At 70.2% G+C, this 18719-nt stretch carries 19 protein-coding genes and 1 pseudogene; 8 read left to right on the top strand and 12 right to left on the bottom strand.

Translation table 11 applies throughout. The features are described from left to right. Positions 1-110 precede the first annotated feature (110 nt). The 5 genes from ACFU95_RS29470 to ACFU95_RS29450 form a co-directional block, all read right to left on the bottom strand. On the bottom strand, positions 111-749 hold the full coding sequence (locus ACFU95_RS29470; RefSeq protein ID WP_383833208.1) for a GNAT family N-acetyltransferase: 639 nt from the start codon (positions 747-749) through the stop codon (positions 111-113). Between the two features lie 159 nt (positions 750-908). Then, positions 909-1742, bottom strand: coding sequence for a MetQ/NlpA family ABC transporter substrate-binding protein (locus ACFU95_RS29465; protein WP_383833205.1), 834 nt, complete (start codon positions 1740-1742; stop codon positions 909-911). A gap of 65 nt (positions 1743-1807) precedes the next feature. Continuing rightward, entirely contained in the window at positions 1808-2533 is a 726-nt protein-coding gene (locus ACFU95_RS29460) for a methionine ABC transporter permease (RefSeq protein ID WP_383833201.1), read from the bottom strand. Further along, positions 2530-3573 (bottom strand): methionine ABC transporter ATP-binding protein, encoded by a 1044-nt coding sequence (locus tag ACFU95_RS29455; protein WP_383833198.1) that lies wholly within the window; start codon positions 3571-3573, stop codon positions 2530-2532. Before ACFU95_RS29455 ends, ACFU95_RS29460 begins: the two co-directional genes overlap by 4 nt. Before the next feature lie 326 nt (positions 3574-3899). Then, on the bottom strand, positions 3900-4547 hold the full coding sequence (locus ACFU95_RS29450) for an HAD-IA family hydrolase (protein ID WP_383833195.1): 648 nt from the start codon (positions 4545-4547) through the stop codon (positions 3900-3902). A 101-nt stretch (positions 4548-4648) separates the two neighbouring features. Between ACFU95_RS29450 and ACFU95_RS29445 the strand changes: the two genes are divergently transcribed. Further along, positions 4649-5008, top strand: coding sequence for a hypothetical protein (locus tag ACFU95_RS29445; RefSeq protein ID WP_383833192.1), 360 nt, complete (start codon positions 4649-4651; stop codon positions 5006-5008). Beyond that, complete coding sequence (locus ACFU95_RS29440; RefSeq protein ID WP_383833189.1) at positions 4989-5438, top strand: hypothetical protein; 450 nt, start codon at positions 4989-4991, stop codon at positions 5436-5438. Before ACFU95_RS29445 ends, ACFU95_RS29440 begins: the two co-directional genes overlap by 20 nt. A gap of 96 nt (positions 5439-5534) precedes the next feature. Here ACFU95_RS29440 and ACFU95_RS29435 read toward each other — a convergent pair whose 3' ends face one another. The 3 genes from ACFU95_RS29435 to ACFU95_RS29425 all read right to left on the bottom strand — a co-directional run bounded on the left by ACFU95_RS29435 (position 5535) and on the right by ACFU95_RS29425 (position 7834). Further along, positions 5535-6032, bottom strand: coding sequence for a GNAT family N-acetyltransferase (locus ACFU95_RS29435; protein ID WP_383833186.1), 498 nt, complete (start codon positions 6030-6032; stop codon positions 5535-5537). 45 nt (positions 6033-6077) lie between these two features. Then, the gene (locus ACFU95_RS29430; protein WP_383833183.1) at positions 6078-6587 is read right to left on the bottom strand and encodes a sigma-70 family RNA polymerase sigma factor; all 510 of its coding nucleotides are present in this window, start codon (positions 6585-6587) and stop codon (positions 6078-6080) included. A 74-nt stretch (positions 6588-6661) separates the two neighbouring features. Then, on the bottom strand, positions 6662-7834 hold the full coding sequence (locus tag ACFU95_RS29425) for a glycerophosphodiester phosphodiesterase (protein ID WP_383833180.1): 1173 nt from the start codon (positions 7832-7834) through the stop codon (positions 6662-6664). A gap of 380 nt (positions 7835-8214) precedes the next feature. On the opposite strand from ACFU95_RS29425, the gene ACFU95_RS29420 reads away from it, so the two are divergent. After that, entirely contained in the window at positions 8215-8889 is a 675-nt protein-coding gene (locus ACFU95_RS29420; RefSeq protein WP_048581140.1) for a 1-acyl-sn-glycerol-3-phosphate acyltransferase, read from the top strand. Positions 8890-9028: 139 nt separating this feature from the next. Here ACFU95_RS29420 and ACFU95_RS29415 read toward each other — a convergent pair whose 3' ends face one another. From ACFU95_RS29415 to argH, 4 genes are all read right to left on the bottom strand, one after another. Beyond that, positions 9029-10555, bottom strand: coding sequence for an MFS transporter (locus ACFU95_RS29415; RefSeq protein WP_383833177.1), 1527 nt, complete (start codon positions 10553-10555; stop codon positions 9029-9031). Further along, positions 10552-11103 carry a TetR/AcrR family transcriptional regulator gene (locus ACFU95_RS29410; RefSeq protein WP_383833175.1) on the bottom strand — a complete coding sequence of 184 codons (552 nt, stop codon included), beginning with the start codon at positions 11101-11103 and terminating at the stop codon, positions 10552-10554. Before ACFU95_RS29410 ends, ACFU95_RS29415 begins: the two co-directional genes overlap by 4 nt. Before the next feature lie 102 nt (positions 11104-11205). Then, entirely contained in the window at positions 11206-12177 is a 972-nt protein-coding gene (locus ACFU95_RS29405; RefSeq protein WP_383833172.1) for an aldo/keto reductase, read from the bottom strand. A gap of 171 nt (positions 12178-12348) precedes the next feature. Further along, complete coding sequence (gene argH / locus ACFU95_RS29400) at positions 12349-13782, bottom strand: argininosuccinate lyase (protein WP_383833169.1); 1434 nt, start codon at positions 13780-13782, stop codon at positions 12349-12351. A 331-nt stretch (positions 13783-14113) separates the two neighbouring features. Between argH and ACFU95_RS29395 the strand changes: the two are divergent. The 5 genes and pseudogenes from ACFU95_RS29395 to ACFU95_RS29375 form a co-directional block, all read left to right on the top strand. Continuing rightward, positions 14114-14557: pseudogene (locus ACFU95_RS29395) on the top strand (hypothetical protein); the annotation flags it as partial. A gap of 126 nt (positions 14558-14683) precedes the next feature. Continuing rightward, positions 14684-15268, top strand: coding sequence for a pyridoxamine 5'-phosphate oxidase family protein (locus ACFU95_RS29390; RefSeq protein WP_383833166.1), 585 nt, complete (start codon positions 14684-14686; stop codon positions 15266-15268). A gap of 117 nt (positions 15269-15385) precedes the next feature. Next, the gene (locus ACFU95_RS29385) at positions 15386-16768 is read left to right on the top strand and encodes a ferric reductase-like transmembrane domain-containing protein (protein ID WP_383833163.1); all 1383 of its coding nucleotides are present in this window, start codon (positions 15386-15388) and stop codon (positions 16766-16768) included. Between the two features lie 38 nt (positions 16769-16806). Next, positions 16807-17889 carry an FMN-binding protein gene (locus ACFU95_RS29380; RefSeq protein WP_383833160.1) on the top strand — a complete coding sequence of 361 codons (1083 nt, stop codon included), beginning with the start codon at positions 16807-16809 and terminating at the stop codon, positions 17887-17889. Further along, on the top strand, positions 17882-18685 hold the full coding sequence (locus ACFU95_RS29375; RefSeq protein WP_383833157.1) for an FAD:protein FMN transferase: 804 nt from the start codon (positions 17882-17884) through the stop codon (positions 18683-18685). The genes ACFU95_RS29380 and ACFU95_RS29375 overlap by 8 nt, the downstream gene beginning before the upstream one ends. The last annotated feature ends 34 nt before the right edge of the window (positions 18686-18719 follow it).

Here is an 18719-nt window from a genome sequence, read left to right as displayed (position 1 = left end):
TCAGTCTCCAGGGTTCGCGCAGGTCGTCGTCGGACAGCCCGAGGGGCGGGCTCCGTGAGGGTACCTGTTCGGCGGGTCGGTGCCGCCGGTGCCCGAGGGTCCGTTTCCCGTCAGTTCCAGTCGCCGTAGGAGGTGAAGCCGCCGGTGTCGGCCAGTTGCTCCCCGGCGCCGTCGAGGTCCTCCGGGAGGAGGCTCCAGACGATGAAGTCGGTGCGTACGTCGGTCCAGGTGCCGTCCTCCGTGCGGACGTGCGCTATGCACGCGTTGCGCAGGACGCCCTCGCTGATACAGCCGATCTTCTGGGCGACCTGCTGGGAGGCGGTGTTGTCGGCGGCCGTGCGCAGCTCGATGCGCTCGAACTTCTGGTCGCCGAGGAGCCACTGGGCGGTGGCGAGCGCCGCCTCGGAGGCGTAGCCCTCGCCGCGCGCCCAGGGGGCGATGATGTACGACATCTCGGTGGACCGCACCCGCCAGTTGGTCTTGGCGAGCTGGACGATGCCGACCAGGCGCTGGGTGAGGAACTCGGTGACGGCGAGGTCGAGTCCGCGGCCGGCCTCCCGCTCGCCGGGGGCGTACGCGCTGATCCAGGTGCGGGCCCGGTCCTCGGTGAAGGGCTGGGGGACGTCGGTCCAGGCGCCGACCTGCTCGTCGTTCATCATCTCGGCCAGTGCGGGCACGTCGTCCTCGTCAAGGGGACGCAGCACCAACCGCTCCGTGCTGATGGAGATGTTGGGGAAGGTGCTAGTCATGCGCCGCTCCGTAACCTTCGGAAACCTTCAGGGCCTGCTGAACTGCCCAGCATGCAGCATGAAAGCACTTGGTCGCACCACGGGGTCCACACCAGGTGAAGGTGTGGACCCCGTGTGTAGCGATACGCGGTAAACGCACCGTCAGACGAGGGTCGGCCCTCAGAACGCCGCGACGACGGCGCCGTCGTACTTGTCCTCGATGAACTTCCTCACCTCGGGCGAGGTGAGCAGCTTCGCCAGCTTCCGCACGCGCGGGTCGTCCTCGTCGCCCTTCTTCACCGCGAGGAAGTTGCCGTACGGGTTGTCCTTGGGCGACTCGGCGGCGAGGGCGTCCTCGGCCGGGCTGAGGTCGGCGTCCAGCGCGTAGTTGCCGTTGATGACGGCGGCGTCGACGTCGCCGAGGGAGCGCGGCAGCTGGGCCGCCTCAAGCTCCTTGAACTGGAGGTTCTTGGGGTTGGCGGCGATGTCCTTGGGGGTCGCCGAGTAGCCGGCGCCCGCCTTGAGCTTGATCACACCGTTGGCTTCGAGCAGCTTCAGCGCGCGGGCCTCGTTGGTGGTGTCGTTCGGCAGGGCGACGGTGGCGCCCTTCTTCAGGTCCGTCAGCTTCTTGACGCCCTGGGAGTACACGCCGAGCGGCTCCAGGTGCACCGTGGCGTTCGGCACGGCCACGATGTCGGTGCCGTTCTTCTTGTTGAAGTCGTCCAGGTACGGCTGGTGCTGGAAGTAGTTGGCGTCGACCTCACCCTGCTGGACGGCCGTGTTCGGCGTGACGTAGTCCGTGAACTCCTTGACCTCGAGTTCGAGGCCGGCCTTCTGGGCGAGCTTGTCCTTGACGTAGGTGAGGATCTCGCCCTGCGGGGTCGGCGTGGCCGCGACCGTCAGCGGGGCGCTCGCGTCGGAACCGGAGTCCTTGTCCGAGCCGCAGGCGGTGAGCCCGAGGGTGAGGGCTCCGGCGGCGAGGACGGCAGTGGTGAACTTGGCGGTGTTACGCACGAAAAGTGCCTTTCCTTCTGGTGGTGCGACCCCGTGGTGGTGTTACGGGGAGAACTGGGGAGGGCTCAGACGGTCTTGCTGGTGGCCGTGGCGGCCTTCAGCAGGCGCAGCCTCGGCGCCGGGCCCGACTGGCCGCCGCGGCGGTGCAGGGAGCGGGCCGCGTAGTCGCCGGCGAACTGGATGAGGGAGATCACGACCGCGAGGATCGCGACGGTGAGCCACATCAGCTCGGTCTCGAAGCGCTGGTAGCCGTAGCGGATGGCGATGTCGCCGAGGCCGCCCGCGCCGACGGTGCCGGCCATGGCCGAGTAGCCGATGAGGGCGACGATCGTGGTCGTGGTGCTCGCGATGACGGACGGCAGGGACTCGGGCACGAGGACCTTGCGCACGATCGTCCAGGTGTTGCCGCCCATCGACTGCACGGCCTCCACGAGCCCGCCGTCCACTTCACGGACAGCCGTCTCGACCAGGCGCGCGAAGAACGGGATGGCGCCGATGGCGAGCGGCACGATGGCGGCCTCACGGCCGATGGTCGTGCCGGTGACCCAGCGCGTGAAGCTCATCAGCGCGACCATCAGGATGATGAACGGCATCGACCGGGCGACGTTCACGATCTGCCCGATGACCTTGTTGGCGAGGACGTTCTGGAGCAGGCCGCCCCGGTCGGTGAGGACGAGGAGGATGCCGAGCGGCAGGCCGCCGACGACGGCGATGAGGGTGGACCAGCCGACCATGTAGAGGGTGTCCCAACACGCCTGCTCCAGCAGGGGCTGCATCTCGGACCAGGTCACTTGGCACCTTCCTTCAGCAGAACGGGCTCCTGGCCCAGTACGTCGATCTGGAGGCCCTGTTCGCGCAGGAAGCCGATCGGCACGACGTTGTCCTCGTAGCGGCCGGGCAGTTCGATGCGCATCCGGCCGACCTGGAGGCCGCCGACGGTGTCGATGGCGGCGCCGAGGATCGAGATGTCGATGTTGTAGGTGCGCGAGAGCTGGGAGATGACCGGCTGGGTGGCGGCCTCGCCCTGGAAGGTCACGTCGACGACGGTGCGGTCTTCGGCGGATGCCTCGCCGCCGACCGGGAAGAGCGCGGCGGCCAGTTCGGAGCCGGGGGTCGCGAGGAGTTCGCTGACCGTGCCGGACTCCACCACGCGGCCGTTCTCCATGAGCGCGGCCGAGTCGCAGATCGACTTCACGACGTCCATCTCGTGGGTGATGAGCAGGACGGTCAGGCCCAGCTGCCGGTTCAGGTCACGCAGCAGCTGGAGGATGGAGCGGGTGGTCTCCGGGTCGAGGGCGCTGGTGGCCTCGTCGGAGAGCAGCACCTTGGGGTCGCCGGCCAGGGCGCGGGCGATGCCGACGCGCTGCTTCTGACCGCCGGAGAGCTGGGCGGGGTAGGCCTTGGCCTTGTCCGCGAGCCCCACCAGGTCGAGCAGTTCGAGCGCCTTGCGGGAGCGCTCCTTGCCCGACTTCCCGAGGATTTCGAGCGGCAGCTCGACATTGTCCTGGACCGTCCGGGAGGACAGCAGGTTGAAGTGCTGGAAGACCATGCCGATACGGCTGCGGGCCTGCCGCAGCTCCTTGCCGGCCCGGGGACCGCGTCCGGCCAGGGCGGTGAGGTCCTGTCCGGCGACGGTCACGGTGCCGGCGGTGGGGCGCTCCAGCAGGTTGACGCAGCGGATGAGGGAGGACTTGCCGGCACCGGACTGGCCGATGACGCCGTAGACCTCGCCTTCGCGGACGTGCAGATCGACGCCGTCGAGGGCGGTGACCTCGCGGCCGTGTGAGCGGTGAGCCCGGTAGATTTTCGTCAGGCCCGTTGTGGTGATCACTTCGGTTTCCGTCACTGTCGAGTACGCGGGCGTGGGGGTGCCCTGGTACGGGAGGGAAGATGTGCGCGGGCACGTGGTCACGTACGGCAAAGGGCGTACGGACATGCCACGGCGGCTCGCTTCGGGGCGCGAGGCTCAGGGAGTGGTGCGAGGGCCCTCTAGAAGGCGCACATTCGGCACATGTGACACATACAACGAGCACCGGGCGTCATCGTCGCCTCGGTCGCAGGGGTGCGGTAGCTCGTCGTGGTCATACGATCAGTAAACCAGACCTACGGTCCTTACCGGCCGCCGCTGTCCGCATCCCGGACAGCGGCGGACAGCTCTCAGCCGCGGACGGAGATCTCCACTCCGTCGGCGCTGACCAGTGCGGACAGGGCCGCCAGGTCCTTCACGACGAGGTCGGCGTCGACCTCGTGGGCCTGGTGGGTTGTGGTCAACGCCACGGTGGTCATGCCGGCGGCGCGACCGGCCGCGAGACCGGCGGGGGCGTCCTCGAAGACCACGCAGTGGGCCGGGTCGACGCCCAGTTCACGGGCGGCGAGGAGGTAGGGCTCGGGGTCGGGCTTGCCGCGGGTGATGTCGTCGGCGGTGATCATCGTCTTGGGGAGGATGCCGACGGCGTCGAGCCGGGCCTCGGCGAGACGGCGGGTGGCGGAGGTGACGACGGCCCAGCGGTCGGCGGGCAGTGAGCCGAGGAAGTCCATGGTGCCGGGGAGGAGCTGGACGCCGTCGTTCGGCACGTCCTCGATCTCCATGGCCTCGATGCGCGCGAGGGCCTCCGGTACGACGTCGGCGGGCAGCAGTTCGGCGACTATCTCGACGGCCGGACGTCCATGCAGCTCGACCCTGCCGAACTCCTCCGTGATCCCGTACTCCTCGGCCCACCGCGCCCAGCAACGGTCCACGGAGGCGAGGGAGGAGACGAGAGTGCCGTCGTTGTCGAACAGGAGGGCCTGTGCATGGATCGTCATGGTCCAGACCCTACGGGTCCGCCGGAGCCGGCCGGACACGGCGGTGCGTGAGCGCCGGGGGCGGCCGCATCAGGCCTTTTCGGCCGTAATAGGCTCGCCGCATGTTTGATGCCCTGACGCTGGTGACCGGGGTCGCCGCGCTGTTGCTCGCCGCGTGGTGCGGGTGGGCGGCGTACCGTGATCAGCCGACGAAGGACTGGCACTTCATCGGGATGGCCGTGGTGACGGTGCTGGCCCTGGTGCAGCTGGTGGCCGGCATCGTGCTGCTGGCGCGAGGCGAGAAGCCGGAGCAGGGCACGACGATCTTCGTGGCGTATCTGCTGGGCTCGTTCGCGTGTATTCCGGCCGCGGGCTTCATGTCGCTGGCCGAGCGCTCCAAGTGGGGCTCGGTGACGGTCGCCGCCGGCTGTGTGGTGCTGGCCGTGCTGGAGGTGCGGCTCTATGACATCTGGGGAGGCTGAGGTGGCCGTGTCGGAGGACGAGCCCACCAGGACGCGACTGATCAGCGGTCCCGGGATTCTGCTGGTGTGGCTGTACGGCGTGATGGTGGTCGGGGCCGTGTCGCGGTCGGCGTACCAGATCGCGACGGACTTCGACCGGGCGCCGCTGGCCTATTCCCTGTCGGCGGTGGCGGGGCTCGTGTACGGGTTCATCACGTACACGCTGGTGCGGGGCGGGGAGAAGGCCCGCAGGGCGGCGCTGGTGTGCTGCGTCGCGGAGTTGGTGGGCGTGCTGACGGTCGGGACGTGGACGCTGGTCGAGCCGTCGGCGTTCCCCGACGCGACCGTGTGGTCCGACTTCGGCATCGGGTACGTGTTCATTCCGGTGCTCCTGCCGCTGTCCGCGCTGTACTGGTTGCGCAAGCGGGCGCCTCATGGGGATGCCGCCTGAGGTGGTCAGGCGGCTGCGGCTCGTCCGTGGTGGTCGCGCCCGCGCGGCTGGGCCGCAGACCGGGCCGGGGCCCCGCGCCCCTGAGGGGTGTTGCCGTCACGCGGTTGTCGCGTACGCCCCTGCCGCCTTCTCCAGGACGATCATCGGCACGCCGTCGGCCCCCTTCGACGTGCCCACCGCCTCGTAGCCCACCTTGCGGTACAGGCGGAGGTTGCCCTCGCTGCGTTGGCCCGTTTCCAGGCGGAACCTCTTGGCGCCCCGCTGTTCGGCCAGGGCCGCTTCCGCCGCGCGCAGCAGCCTCGCGCCGATGCCGTGGCCCTGGAGGCGGGGGTGGACGCAGAGCTTGCCGATGGCGGCGGCGCCGTCCGTGGTGACACTGCCGCGGACCGAGCCGACGACCTCCTCGCCGAGCCGTGCCACGAAGACACAGTCCGCGGCGACCTCGGCCCGGACCGAGTCCAGGGTTTGAACCAGCGGGTCGATGCGGTAGTTGCCGTACAGCGCCGCTTCGCTCTGGAAGCACAGGTACTGCAACCTGAAGATCTGCTCCGCGTCCTGCTCGGTCGCCGCAGAGATGGTCACGCTCATGCCCATGTGCGCACGCCTCCCGCTCACCTGATCGCCTGTTGTCCCCCACTCCTATCCCCGCGCTTCGCGGGCCGCAACCTCCGCTGTGAGCAATCGGCGCAGACATCCCAGGCATCTGGAACGTTCCGGGCCGAGACTGCCCTGTGAGATACCCAACTCCCCCGCGATTTCCCGGTATGTCGGGTCCCGCGGGGAGAGGAGGGCCTCGACGAGACGGGGGCAGCGGCCGGGGAGGCGGCGCACCGCTTCGCGCAGGGCGCGGCGGCGGGCGGCCGCGAGGGCGAGGAGCTCGGGGTCGTGCCGGTCGGTGTCGGCGGCGGGTTCGTGCTCGTAGGGCTGTTCACGGCGGGTCGTACTGCGGCTGCGGCGGGCCTCGAAGCGCACGGCACGGCGCAGCCAGCCCGGCGGGTCCGGGGGCGGGCCGTCCGAGTCGAGGCGTTCCAGGAGGCGGAGCCAGACCGCCTGTTCCAGGTCGCCCGGCTCCGATCCGGAGGCCTGTGCCTCGGCGGAGGCTTCCGCGAGGAGCAGCGGGCGCAGGGCGGCAACCAGGTCGTCCGTCATATGCGGCACGACGCGGCCGCCCGGGCATGGGGTTGCCCGGGCGGCCGACAGTCACCCCAACCGGGGCGCGGGTCTCAGCTGTTGACGAAGTCCTCGCGGGCCAGCAGGCCCGTGTCGGGGTTGTCGGTGAAGACACCGTCGATGCCGGTCGCGAAGTACGTGCGGTAGGCGCCGAAGACGTCGCCGTAGGCGTCCGCGTCGGTGCCCTTGCGGAAGTTCGCGGGGAGGAAGGGGTTCTCGTTGCGCATCGTGTAGGGGTGCAGGAGCAGGCCGACCTTGTGCGCGTCGCTCACCAGCGTGGTGGGCGTGGTGAGGTTGCCGCCCGCGTCCTTCGGGATGACCAGGTCCAGGGTGGGGCCGATGCCCTGGGCGTAGGAGGCGATCTCCCTCAGGCCGGCCGGCTTGACGAGGTCGGCGACCGTGCGCGGGTCACCCGTCTCGACGAAGTCCCAGGGGCGGGTCGTCGCGCCGGAGAGCAGGACCACCAGCGGGTTGTCGACCAGCTTGTTCAGGCGCTGGATGCTGGTCGGCTCGAAGGACTGGAGGATGACCGGCGAGTCGCGCCGGTCCCTGCCGTGCTTGTGCAGCACCTTGGCGACCCGCTCCTCCAGGCCGAGGCCCAGCTTGCGGAAGTAGGTGGGGTGCTTGAGCTCGGGGTAGATCCAGACCTGCTTGCCGCGCCCCCGCGTCTGCTCGGCCTGCCACTTCAGGACCTCCTCGAAGGTGGGGATCTCCGAGCGCCCGTCGTAGAGGGTGTTGTGCGGCCGGTTGGCCGGGATGCGCTCGGTCGCGCGCAGCGTCTTCAGCTCGGCGAGCGTGAAGTCCTCGGTGAACCAGCCGGTGGTGGCGACGCCGTCGAGGGACGTCGTCTTCTTCCGGTCGGCGAACTCGGGATGGTCCGCGACATCGGTCGTGCCGCCGATCTCCGGCTCGTGCCGGCAGACGAGGTGGCCGTCCCGGGTGGGCACCAGGTCGCCCGCCTCGACGATGTCGGCGCCCAGGTCGAGGGCCAGCTGGTAGGAGCCGAGGGTGTGCTCGGGCCGGTAGCCGCTGGCCCCGCGGTGGCCGATGATCGTCGGCTTGGGCAGGCTCTTCAGGCCGCCGCCACCGCCGCCACCGTGCCGGGCGTCGGCCGCTCTCGCCGTACCGGCCAGCCCGAGGACCGCTCCGCCCGCGCCGAGCACGGCCGCGCCGAGAAGCGTCCTCCGTCCGGTCACGCCCGCCTGCTCGTTCTCCTGGGTTCCCATGAGGGCCCTCCCTGACCATCCGCTCATTCAGTGCGGGCCGATCGTAGGTGCGTGGACATGACGGATGGGAGACCTGCGGCGGAACTCGCGGGTGACGCTGAATGTCGTACGGGAAGGGTGAGGTGACGGTCCGTCGGAATGGGTCCGGGGGTGCGGGGAAGTCGTCCTTTGCGCCCTTGGGGCGATGTCCGTCACATCATGGCCAGCGTGTTACGGGCCGTCCACGCCGCGTCACCGCAGGTAAACCTGTGTCAACAGTGCGTAAGGCCTCGGTGAAGTCGGCCCACCCGATGTGCGGGACCCCGGGAACCGCGAGTATCGTCCTCACCTGCACAGACTTATACAGATCCGTCGCCATCCCCTTGACCCCGGAGGGCCCGTTGTCCCGCTTCGCGCTCATCAAGGCAGTGCTCGGACCGATCATGCGCCTGATGTTCCGCCCACAGGTGGAGGGCGCGGAGCACATCCCGGGCGACGGTCCGGTCATCCTGGCCGGCAACCACCTCACGTTCATCGACTCGATGATCCTGCCGCTGGTCTGCGACCGTCAGGTCTTCTTCATCGGCAAGGACGAGTACGTCACCGGCAAGGGCCTCAAGGGCCGTCTGATGGCCTGGTTCTTCACCGGCACCGGCATGATCCCGGTCGACCGGGACGGCGGCCGGGGCGGGGTCGCGGCGCTGATGACCGGCCGCCGGATCCTTGAGGAGGGCAAGGTCTTCGGCATCTACCCCGAGGGCACGCGGTCTCCCGACGGGCGGCTGTACCGGGGGCGTACGGGCATCGCGCGGCTGACGCTGATGACCGGCGCGCCGGTCGTGCCGTTCGCCATGATCGGCACGGACAAGATCCAGCCGGGCGGCGCGGGCATGCCGCGACCGAGCAAGGTGACGGTGCGCTTCGGTGAGGCGATGGAGTTCTCGCGGTACGAGGGGATGGACCGCGACCGCTACGTCCTGCGGGCCGTGACCGACTCGGTCATGGCCGAGGTCATGCAGCTGTCCGGCCAGGAGTACGTGGACATGTACGCCACCAAGGCCAAAGAGGCGGCGTAGCTCCGCCGGTCGGGCCGGGGGCTCGGGGCTTCGGGTGCGTGCGGTTCCCGCACCCCTGAGGACGCGTCCCAGGCGGGTCACTCCATGGGTGGCCCGCATTGTCGGCCGCGGGGTCGACGATTCCCGCGGCCGCCGCCTCTTACGCCACGTTGTCCAGGCGTTGCCCCCGCAGCAGGAACCACGCTGCCACTGCCGCGGCCAGCAGGACCGCCGCGCCCGCGCCCGCCGCGATCGCCAGGCCGTCCACGAACGCGCCGCGGGCCGCGTCCAGCATCGCCTCGGACGTCTGCGCAGGCATCCCCGCCGCCGCCTCCACCGCTCCGCCCAGTGACTCGTGGGCCTCGGCCGGAGTGCCCGCCGGGCCGGTGAAGTCGCGGTACACGCCGGTCACGATCGAACCCAGTACGGCGATCCCCAGGGCCGCGCCCAGTTCGTACGCCGTCTCGGAAACCGCTGACGCCGCGCCCGCCTGTTCCTTCGGCACGCTGGACAGGATCACGTCCGACGTCACCGTGAAGGAGAAGCCCGCGCCGACGCCGACGACCAGGAGGGCGGCCCCGAGCAGGGGGTAACCCGTGGAGCGGTCGATCACCGTGAGCACGGCCAGGGCGATGCCGATCGCCGCGAGGCCGCCGGAGACCACGGCCCGTACCGAGTAGCGACGGGCCACACGACCGGCGATCAGGCCGGCCACCACCGCGCCGATCGCGGCGGGCAGTTCGGCCAGACCCGCCTCGAAGGGGCCCCTGCCCTGTACGAGTTGCAGGAACTGGGAGAGGAAGAAGACCAGGCCGGACAGGCCGAGGATGGTCAGCAGGTCGGCCAGTACCGCGCCGCTGAAGCCGCGATGGCGGAACAGCCGCATGTCCAGCAGCGGGGACGGCAGCGTGAGCTGGCGGCGTACGAAGCCGTACAGCGCGGCCGCGCCCGCCAGGCCGGCGGCCGGCGTGACCCAGGTGAAGCCGTGGGCGGCCGCTTCCTTGACCGCGTACACGACACCGATCATGCCGACGAGGGACAGCGCGACGCTGGTCATGTCCCAGGGGCCGGGGTTCGGGTTGCGCGACTCGGGCAGCAGCTTGCTGCCGACCAGGACGAGGACCACCATCACGGGCAGGTTGATCAGGAAGACCGAGCCCCACCAGAAGTGTTCGAGCAGGAAGCCACCGGCGATCGGGCCGACGGCCGTACCGGCGGAGGCGGTCGCGCCCCAGATGCCGACGGCGAGGCTGCGCTCGCGCGGGTCGTGGAAGAGGTTGCGGATCAGGGCGAGCGTGGCGGGCATCAGGGTCGCGCCCGCGACACCGAGCAGCGCCCGGGCGACGATCATCATCTCCGGTGTCGTCGCATACGCGTTGAGGACGGATATCACGCCGAACGCCGTGGCGCCGACGAGCAGGATCCGCTTGCGGCCGATGCGGTCGCCGAGGCTGCCCATCGAGACCAGCAGGCCGGCGATCACGAAGGAGTAGACGTCGCCGATCCAGAGGAGCTGGGTGCCGGAGGGGTTCAGGTCCTCGCTGATGTAGGGGGTCGCGAGACCGAGGACAGTCGCGTCGACGGCCACCAGCAGCACGGCGAGTACGAGGACGGACAGCGCGAGCCAACGGCCGGGACGCTTGGTCACCGCCTCGGTCGTGGTCGCCGGCCGCAGGGTGCTGGTCATGATTCCTCTCTTCTGAGTGCGCCGCCGAGCAACAGCTCGACGATCATGTGGGTGAAGTCGTTGCGGGCGACCCGGCCCTCCGCGACCGCCCAGGCCCCTGACCCCAGCAGCCCGTAGAGCGCCTCGGTGAGCCAGGCCGGGGTGAGGTCGATGCGGAACTCACCGGTTCGCTGGCCGCGCCGGAAGAGCGCCGCGACCCGGTCGTCGATGCGCGCCCAGCCGGCGTTCTGCTGCTCGCCCTCGAACAGCTGGTTCTCCGTGTAGAGGAACGCGAGCAGTCCGGCCGCGGGCTCGATCTCACGGACCAGCCGGTGTACGGCGTCCCGCGCCGGCCCCTCGTCCAGGCGGGCGGCGTCCAGCGCGGCCTCGCACTCCTCGATGCCGAGCGACTCCAGCGCCCGGACGAGCGCGTCCCGCCCGGCGAAGTGCCGGTGCAGCGTGGCCCGGCTGATCCCGGCCGCCTTGGCGACCTCGTCCATGGTCGCCGTGGATTTACGGGTCAGCAGGGCCGCGGCGGTGCGCAGCACGTGGTCTCGATCAACGGCCATGAGACAAGAGTAGCGCATGTGAGACATTGATGTCTCACAATGGGCATGCGTGACTCATAGCCGCTGATCAAACGGATGTCTGTCAGTACAAACGGGTGTCTGTCAGTGCCAGGGCAGCTGCCCGCGCCGCTCCCAGTACGCGCCCGGCTCCTCCACCAGCCCAGCGAGCCGGTCCAGCTGCTCGTCGTCGAGGTCGACGACCGCCGCGTGCAGGTTGGACGCGAGCTGTACGGTCGTCGCGGCGCCGGAGAGGACCACGCCGGCCCAAGGCTGCCGCAGGATCAGCGCGAGGGCGACGGCGTCGCACCCCAGGGACGTTTCCTCGGCCACGGCCTTCAGCGCGGCCGGGGCGTACGGGTCCGCGAGCCGCCCGTTGGCCATGCCCTCCTTGACGATCACCGTGAGTCCGGCGTCGCGGGCCTCGGCGAGTGCGGGGCCGGCCGAGGTCTCCAGGGCGTTGAACGTCGACTGGACGGTACGGAAGAGGGGTTCGCCGTCGACCGTCACGGCGAGGGCGGCACGGATCGCCGCCGCTTGGTCGGGGCCGCTGGTGGAGAAGCCGACGGTGGTGCCCTGAGCGGCGGCTTCCGCGAGCCTGACGTGGAGTTCCCTGTCGGTGAGGGCGGGGCTGTCCGGGGTCACCGAGTGGATCTGGTAGAGGTCCAGGCGCTCGCCCAGCAGTTCGGCCGTCTCGGCGCGCTGGCGTTCGTACGTCTGGACGCTGTGGTCCTTGACCTCGTGCTTCTCGGCGTCGGTGGTCCAGCCGGCGGTGTACGTGTAGCCCCACTTGCTGCCGATGACGATGTCGTCGAGGTCGGGTCGGGAGTTCAGCCAGTCGGCGAGGAACTCCTCGGAGCGGCCGTAGGAGCGGGCGGCGTCGAAGTAGCGGACGCCCTGCGCGTAGGCGGCGTCGAGGAGTTCGTGGGTGCGGGTGCGCAGGGCGTCGGCGCTGCGGTTCTCCCCGAGATCCTCGTCTCGGCCGAGGTTGATGTAGCCGGGGCGGCCGACTGCGGCGAGGCCCAGTCCGATGTGACAGGTCGAGGTGGTCGCTGTGGCCAGTCGGGCGAAGGGCATCGCGGGCTCCGTTTCGGTCGGCTCCGGTACGGGATTCCGACCAACGTACCCCGCGACGACCTTCGCCTCAGAGCTGGGTTCATGCGGTGGTTCGGCGGCTGCGGGTCGCGTGTGGCCTGTCGCGCGCTTCCCGCACCCCCCGGGAAAGCGGCTGTGCCGCTCGACGGGCGCCTAGTGCTTGCTCTTGGCCGTCGCCCACTCGTGCTGGGTCGCCACGTCCGCCTTCACCTCGGCCAGTTGGACCGTGACCGCGCTCGGCGCCGTGCCGCCGCGGCCGTTGCGGGACGCCAGGGCGCCCGGGACGTTGAGGACGGTCCGCACCTCGGGGGTCAGGTGGGCGGAGATCTTCGCGAACTGCTCGTCCGTCAGACCGTCCAGTTCCTTGCCGTCGGCCTCCGCGACCTTGACGCACTCGCCGGCGACCTCGTGCGCGACGCGGAAGGGGACGCCCTGCTTGACCAGCCACTCGGCGATGTCGGTGGCGAGGGAGAAGCCGGCCGGGGCCAGTTCCTCCATGCGCTCGCGGTTGACGGTGAGGGTCGCCATCATGCCGGTGAAGGCGGGGAGCAGGACCTCCAGCTGGTCGCAGGAGTCGAAGACTGGCTCCTTGTCCTCCTGGAGGTCACGGTTGTACGCCAGCGGGAGCGCCTTCAGGGTCGCCAGCAGGCCCGTCAGGTTGCCGATCAGGCGGCCGCTCTTGCCGCGCGCCAGCTCCGCGATGTCCGGGTTCTTCTTCTGCGGCATGATCGACGAGCCGGTCGAGAACGCGTCGTGCAGGGTCACGAAGGAGAACTCCTTCGTGTTCCAGATGATGACCTCCTCCGCGATCCGGGAGAGGTTCACCCCGATCATCGCGGTGATGAAGGCGAACTCGGCGACGAAGTCACGGGACGCCGTGCCGTCGATCGAGTTGCCGACGGAGCCGTGTTCGAAGCCGAGGTCCTTCGCCACCGCCTCCGGGTCCAGACCGAGGGAGGAGCCGGCCAGGGCCCCGGAACCGTACGGCGACACCGCCGTCCGCTCGTCCCACTGACGCAGCCGCTCGGCGTCCCGGGAGAGGGACTGGACGTGGGCCAGGACGTGGTGGGCGAAGAGCACCGGCTGGGCGTGCTGGAGGTGGGTACGGCCGGGCATCGCCACGTCCGGGTGGGCCTCCGCGAGACCGACCAGGGCGTCCTGGAGGTCGGCGACCAGGCCGCCGACGATGCGGGCGTGGTCCCGCAGATACATCCGAAAGAGGGTCGCGACCTGGTCGTTGCGGGAGCGGCCCGCACGCAGCTTGCCGCCGAGGTCGGGGCCGAGGCGCTCCAGCAGGCCACGCTCCAGGGCGGTGTGCACGTCCTCGTCGGCGATCGTGCCCACGAACTCGCCCGAGGCCACGTCCGCTTCCAGCTGGTCGAGGCCCGCGATCATCCGGGTCAGCTCGTCCTCCGTCAGGAGCCCCGCCTTGTGCAGCACGCGCGCGTGGGCGCGTGAACCGGCGATGTCGTAGGGCGCGAGCCGCCAGTCGAAGTGGACGGATGCGGACAGCTTGGCCAGGGCCTCGGCGGGACCGTCGGCGAAACGGCCGCCCCAGAGCCGGACGTCACCGTTGTTGCTGCTCACGTGCTGCGCTCCTCGGGAGGGTCTGGATGTGGCACCGCCTCCCCGTGGCGTGAACGGGGAGGCGGTCGTCAGGCTAGTGCGCGCTGACCACACATTCACCTGCATGAGTATGCAGACCTATGTATGATTCGTCAATTTGGGTCGGCGATGCCGGGAAATTCGCTCTCCCTTTGAACACGGGAAACCGCTTACCCGTACCTCTCGCCGAACGCAGGCGCCGCGTTCGCACCAGTCGACACGTACGGCACGTACGACACGTGCGACACGTACAGACGACACGCAGGCACAACACCCCGAACCCGACACCCCCGAACCCGAGTGAGGCATCCGCATGTCCAGGGCTCTTCCGAAGTACAACAAGCGTCGCGTCGCGTTCATCGGCGGCGCCGCCGCGGTGGCGCTGTCCGGCACGGTGATCGCCGGCTTCGCCCTCGCCGGGGAGACATCGTCTTCGAAGAGCGCCGGCACGAACGCCCGGACGCTCGCCGGGCCCGGCACCATCTCGTGCCCGGACGTGACCGGCCAGCTGCCCGCGATCCCCGCCTCCGCGCAGGCCGAGGTCGACCGCAACCTCGCCCAGCTCCAGACCCAGATCGACGAAGCCAACCAGCGCCTCGTCGACACCGTCGGCCAGGGCGGACCCAACTTCGTCCAGAACGCCATCCTCGGCCCCCTGGAAGACAAGCGCGTCGCCGCCCTCAACCGCATCGAGACCTCCATCGGCCGAGCCGCCGAGAAGCCCGAGGGACTGGAGGCGTTCGCCGCCTGCACGCTCACCCAGTGACGTGACAGGCAGCCATGGCCGCCCCGTTGGCACGCCGGCCGGGGCGGCCATGGTGACGCCGGACGGACCGCACAATTCCTTAGACAAACGAACGACCCACGTCCATACTCGGTGGACGTGGGAAAAACTTATGAACGCATAGACGGCAGACTCCGCACGTTCATCGAGGAGCAGCCTCTCTTCTTCACCGCGACCGCCCCCCTGTCCGGCGACGGAACGGTCAACCTCTCCCCCAAGGGCCTCAAGGGCTCCTTCGTCATCCTCGACGAACTGACCCTGGCCTACCTCGACTTCGCCGGCTCCAACGCCGAGACCGTCGCGCATCTGCGGGAGAACGGCCGGATCACCCTCATGTGGTGCGCCTTCCAGGGGCCGCCGAACATCGTCCGGGTGCACGGGCGCGGTGAGGCCGTCTTCCGCGACGACCCACGATTCAAGGAACTGCTCGGGCACTTCCCCGACATCGACCCGTCCCTTCACGGCCTGCGCGCGATCATCGTGGTGCGGGCCGATGTCATCCGCGACTCCTGCGGATACGCGGTCCCCCTCATGACGTACGACGAGGACCGCGACCTGCACGCCAGGCGGTTCGCGCGCGAGGACGACGACTCGCTGAGCGCGTACTTCGCCAAGAGGCACATCGCGAACAGCCTGGACGGCCTGCCCGGGGTGCCGTTGCCGCTGCCGCCCTGCGGCGTCTGAGCCACCGCGCGACCACGGACCGATCACCACTGAACACACGGACCTCCCCGCACGTATCTCAGGGCCAAGGGACCACGCCCATCACGCACCCCCCTTGCTCCCGTTCCCGGAGGAACCGTGACCACCACGCTCGCAGGCGGCCGTGCCGCTCGCCGCCAGACGATGCGCCGCATCCGCCCGCGCCGCTCCCCGGCCGTTCCGCTGGTGATCGCCCTATGGGCGGGTGCGGCGGCGGTGCTGTGGTTGTGGTGGGACAACACCCCGTCCCTGGCCGACAACACGGCCAAGATCCTCGCCGCGGGGCGGATCACCGGACTGCTGGCCGGCTATCTGATGGCGCTAGTCGTGCTCCAGATGGCCCGGGTGCCCGCTCTGGAGAGGCGGGTGGGCTCGGACCGGGTCGCCCGCTGGCACGCGATGAGCGGGCGCTACACGATCTGCCTGGTCATCGCGCATGTCTTCCTCACCATGTGGGCGTACGCCCTCCAGGCCGGCAAGACGGTCGGTGACGTCGTCCAGCAGACGATCGACTCGGTCAACACACTGCCGGACATGGGCAAGGCGGCCATCGGCACCGGGCTGCTGTTCCTCATCGCGTTCATCTCGATCGGGGGCATCCGCCGCCGGATCCCGTACGACACCTGGTACCACGTGCACCTGCTGACGTACGCGGCGGTGTATCTGACGTTCTGGCACCAGATCACCACCGGCAACGAGTTCGCCGTCGAGCCCACCGCGAAGACGTTCTGGTACGGGCTGTACGCGATCGTGACCGCGCTGGTGCTCTGGTACCGGGTCATCACGCCGGTCCGTCTCAACCTGCGGCACCGGATGTACGTCGAGGCGGTCATCGAAGAGACGCCGGGCATCGTGTCGGTGCTGATCGGCGGGCGCAAGCTGCACCGTATGGGGGCGGAGGCCGGGCAGTTCTTCCGGTGGCGGTTCAAGGCACCGGGGATGCGGTTCAGTTCCCACCCCTACTCGCTGTCGGCGGCGCCCCGCCCGGACATGCTGCGGATCACGGTCAAGGCGATCGGCGACCACACGTCGCGGCTGCGTGACCTGAAGCCCGGCACCAAGGTGTGGGCCGAGGGCCCGTACGGCGCGATGACGGCGCAGCGCCGCAGCCGTGGCAAGGTGCTGCTGGTCGCCGGCGGTGTCGGTATCACGCCGATGCGGGCCCTGTTCGAGACGCTGCCGGGCGCGTCCGGCGACATCACCCTGCTCTACCGGGCCAACAGCACCCAGGACCTGGCGCTGTGGGACGAGCTGGCGAAGATCGCCGACGAGCGCGGCGCCCGCCTGATGTACGCGGTCAACAGCCCGGACGGCGAGCGGCCCGACATCTCGGCGGAGCGGTTGCAGCAGAAGCTGCCCGACATCGACAAGCACGACGTCTTCATGTGCGGGCCGGCCGGCTTCGCGCAGTCCGTCTACGAAGCCCTGCGCGGCGCGGGTGTGCCCGCCCGCCGCATCCATCACGAGTCGTTCGAGATGTGAGCGACGGGACTCCCAAGACTTCAGGAGCTGTAGGAGCCATGAGGAAGAGTCACCCCATCCGGCGTGTCGTGCTGGCCGGCGCCGCCACCGTGTCCGGGATCGTGCTGCTGCTGTCGCTGAAGCCGGCGTCCGACCCGGGGTCCGCGCAGGCGGCGGGCGTCGGCGCACCGCCGGCGGCCTCGGCCCAGGGCGGCGCACAGGCGGCCGCCAGCGGCACGTTCACCGGTGACGCGGCGCAGACCCAGTACGGAGCCGTGCAGGTGCGCCTGACGGTGGCCAACGGGAAGATCACCAAGGCGGAGACGGTCCAGGCACCCAAGGGCGGCCAGAGCGACCAGATCACCGGAAACGCCGTCCCCAAGCTCAACCAAGCCGCCGTGGCAGCGGGCAACGCCGACATCGACGCCGTCTCCGGAGCCACCTACACCAGCGCCGGCTACAAGGAATCCCTCCAGTCCGCCCTGGACAAGGCGCAGGCGAGCGCCGGTTCGCAGGGGTCCGGCGCCGCCCAGGCCGCCACCGTCACCGGCGACGCCGTCCAGACCCAGTACGGCGCGGTCCAGGTCCGCATCACCGTCAACGGCGGGAAGATCACCAAGGCGGAGACCGTCCAGGCACCCAAGGGCGGGCAGAGCGACCAGGTCACCGCGAACGCCGTCCCCAAGCTCAACCAAGCCGCCATAGCAGCCGGCACCGCCGACATCGACGCCGTCTCCGGAGCCACCTACACCAGCGCCGGCTACAAGGAATCACTCCAGTCGGCCCTGGACAAGGCCGAGGCGAGCGCCGGTTCGTCCCAGGGCTCGGGCTCGCAGGATTCCGGTTCCCAGGGTTCCGGCGCCGCCCAGGCCCGCACGGTCACCGGTGGTGTCTCCCAGACGCAGTACGGTCCGGTCCAGGTCCGCATCACCGTCGACGGCGGGAAGATCACCAAGGCCGAGACGGTCCAGGCACCCAAGGGCGGCCAGAGCGACCGGATCACCGCCAACGCCGTACCCAAACTCAACCAGGCCGCCATAGCAGCCGGCACCGCCGACATCGACGCCGTCTCCGGAGCCACCTACACCAGCGCCGGCTACAAGGAATCACTCCAGTCGGCGCTGGACCAGGCCGGTGGCTGACACGGTGGCGGAACCGACGAAAGCTCCCGCCGCGGTGCGTCATGCGGAGGAGGCCATGGGGACGGTCTTCTCCTTCGACGTCCGCGGCGGGGACCCCGGTGCCGTCCGGTCGGCGCTGGAAGAGGCGGTCGCCGGACTGCACCGGGTCGACGAGGTGTTCAGCACCTACCGCGACGACAGCCAGATCTCCCGGCTGGCGCGCGGCGAGCTGACCGTCGACGAGTGCGATCCGGAGGTCGCCGAGGTCCTCGAACTGGGCACCGAGGCGGGGCGGACCAGCGAGGGCTGGTTCAGCACCTCGTACGAGGGCCGCCTCGACCCGACCGGCATCGTCAAGGGCTGGTCCGTCGAACGCGCCGCACGACGCCTCGCGACCGTCCCCGGCGTGAGCGGCGTCAGCGTCAACGGCGGCGGCGACGTCCAGTTGCTGGGCGTGCCCGGCACTCAGCGCCCCTGGCGGGTCGGCGTCTCCGACCCTCTCCGTCCCGGCGGTCTCGCGGCCGTCATCTCCGCCGCCGGCCTGCCCGAACTGGCGGTGGCCACATCCGGCACGGCGGAACGGGGCGCCCACATCGTCGACCCCCGCACGGGCCGCTCAGCGGTGACGGACCTGGTGGCGGTCACGGTGGTGGCCCCGTCGGTGACCTGGGCGGACTGCTGGGCGACAGCGGCTTTCGCGATGGGTTCGCGGCAGGGGTTGCGCTGGCTGGAGTCCTTGCCGGACGTGGAGGCCCTCTTGATCACGGCGGGGGACGAAGTCCGCTGCACAGGCGGCCTCGCATCTCGACTGGGCTGACCGCCACGCCCTCAGGGGCGCGGGGAACGGCGCG

Origin of the sequence: Streptomyces sp. NPDC057623 (assembly GCF_042800355.1) — a bacterium.
Classification (GTDB): domain Bacteria; phylum Actinomycetota; class Actinomycetes; order Streptomycetales; family Streptomycetaceae; genus Streptomyces.
The sequence above is the reverse complement of the archived record's forward strand: the minus strand, read 5'-3'. Positions and strand labels throughout refer to the sequence as shown.

Excerpts from the sequence above, each read along its gene's own strand:
- ACFU95_RS29470 (WP_383833208.1), bottom strand. The coding sequence starts at position 749 with ATGACTAGCACCTTCCCCAACATCTCCATCAGCACGGAGCGGTTGGTG.
- ACFU95_RS29450 (WP_383833195.1), bottom strand. The coding sequence starts at position 4,547 with ATGACGATCCATGCACAGGCCCTCCTGTTCGACAACGACGGCACTCTC.
- ACFU95_RS29445 (WP_383833192.1), top strand. The coding sequence starts at position 4,649 with ATGTTTGATGCCCTGACGCTGGTGACCGGGGTCGCCGCGCTGTTGCTC.
- ACFU95_RS29440 (WP_383833189.1), top strand. The coding sequence starts at position 4,989 with ATGACATCTGGGGAGGCTGAGGTGGCCGTGTCGGAGGACGAGCCCACC.
- ACFU95_RS29435 (WP_383833186.1), bottom strand. The coding sequence starts at position 6,032 with ATGGGCATGAGCGTGACCATCTCTGCGGCGACCGAGCAGGACGCGGAG.
- ACFU95_RS29430 (WP_383833183.1), bottom strand. The coding sequence starts at position 6,587 with ATGACGGACGACCTGGTTGCCGCCCTGCGCCCGCTGCTCCTCGCGGAA.
- ACFU95_RS29425 (WP_383833180.1), bottom strand. The coding sequence starts at position 7,834 with ATGGGAACCCAGGAGAACGAGCAGGCGGGCGTGACCGGACGGAGGACG.
- ACFU95_RS29415 (WP_383833177.1), bottom strand. The coding sequence starts at position 10,555 with ATGACCAGCACCCTGCGGCCGGCGACCACGACCGAGGCGGTGACCAAG.
- ACFU95_RS29410 (WP_383833175.1), bottom strand. The coding sequence starts at position 11,103 with ATGGCCGTTGATCGAGACCACGTGCTGCGCACCGCCGCGGCCCTGCTG.
- ACFU95_RS29405 (WP_383833172.1), bottom strand. The coding sequence starts at position 12,177 with ATGCCCTTCGCCCGACTGGCCACAGCGACCACCTCGACCTGTCACATC.
- ACFU95_RS29380 (WP_383833160.1), top strand. The coding sequence starts at position 16,807 with ATGAGGAAGAGTCACCCCATCCGGCGTGTCGTGCTGGCCGGCGCCGCC.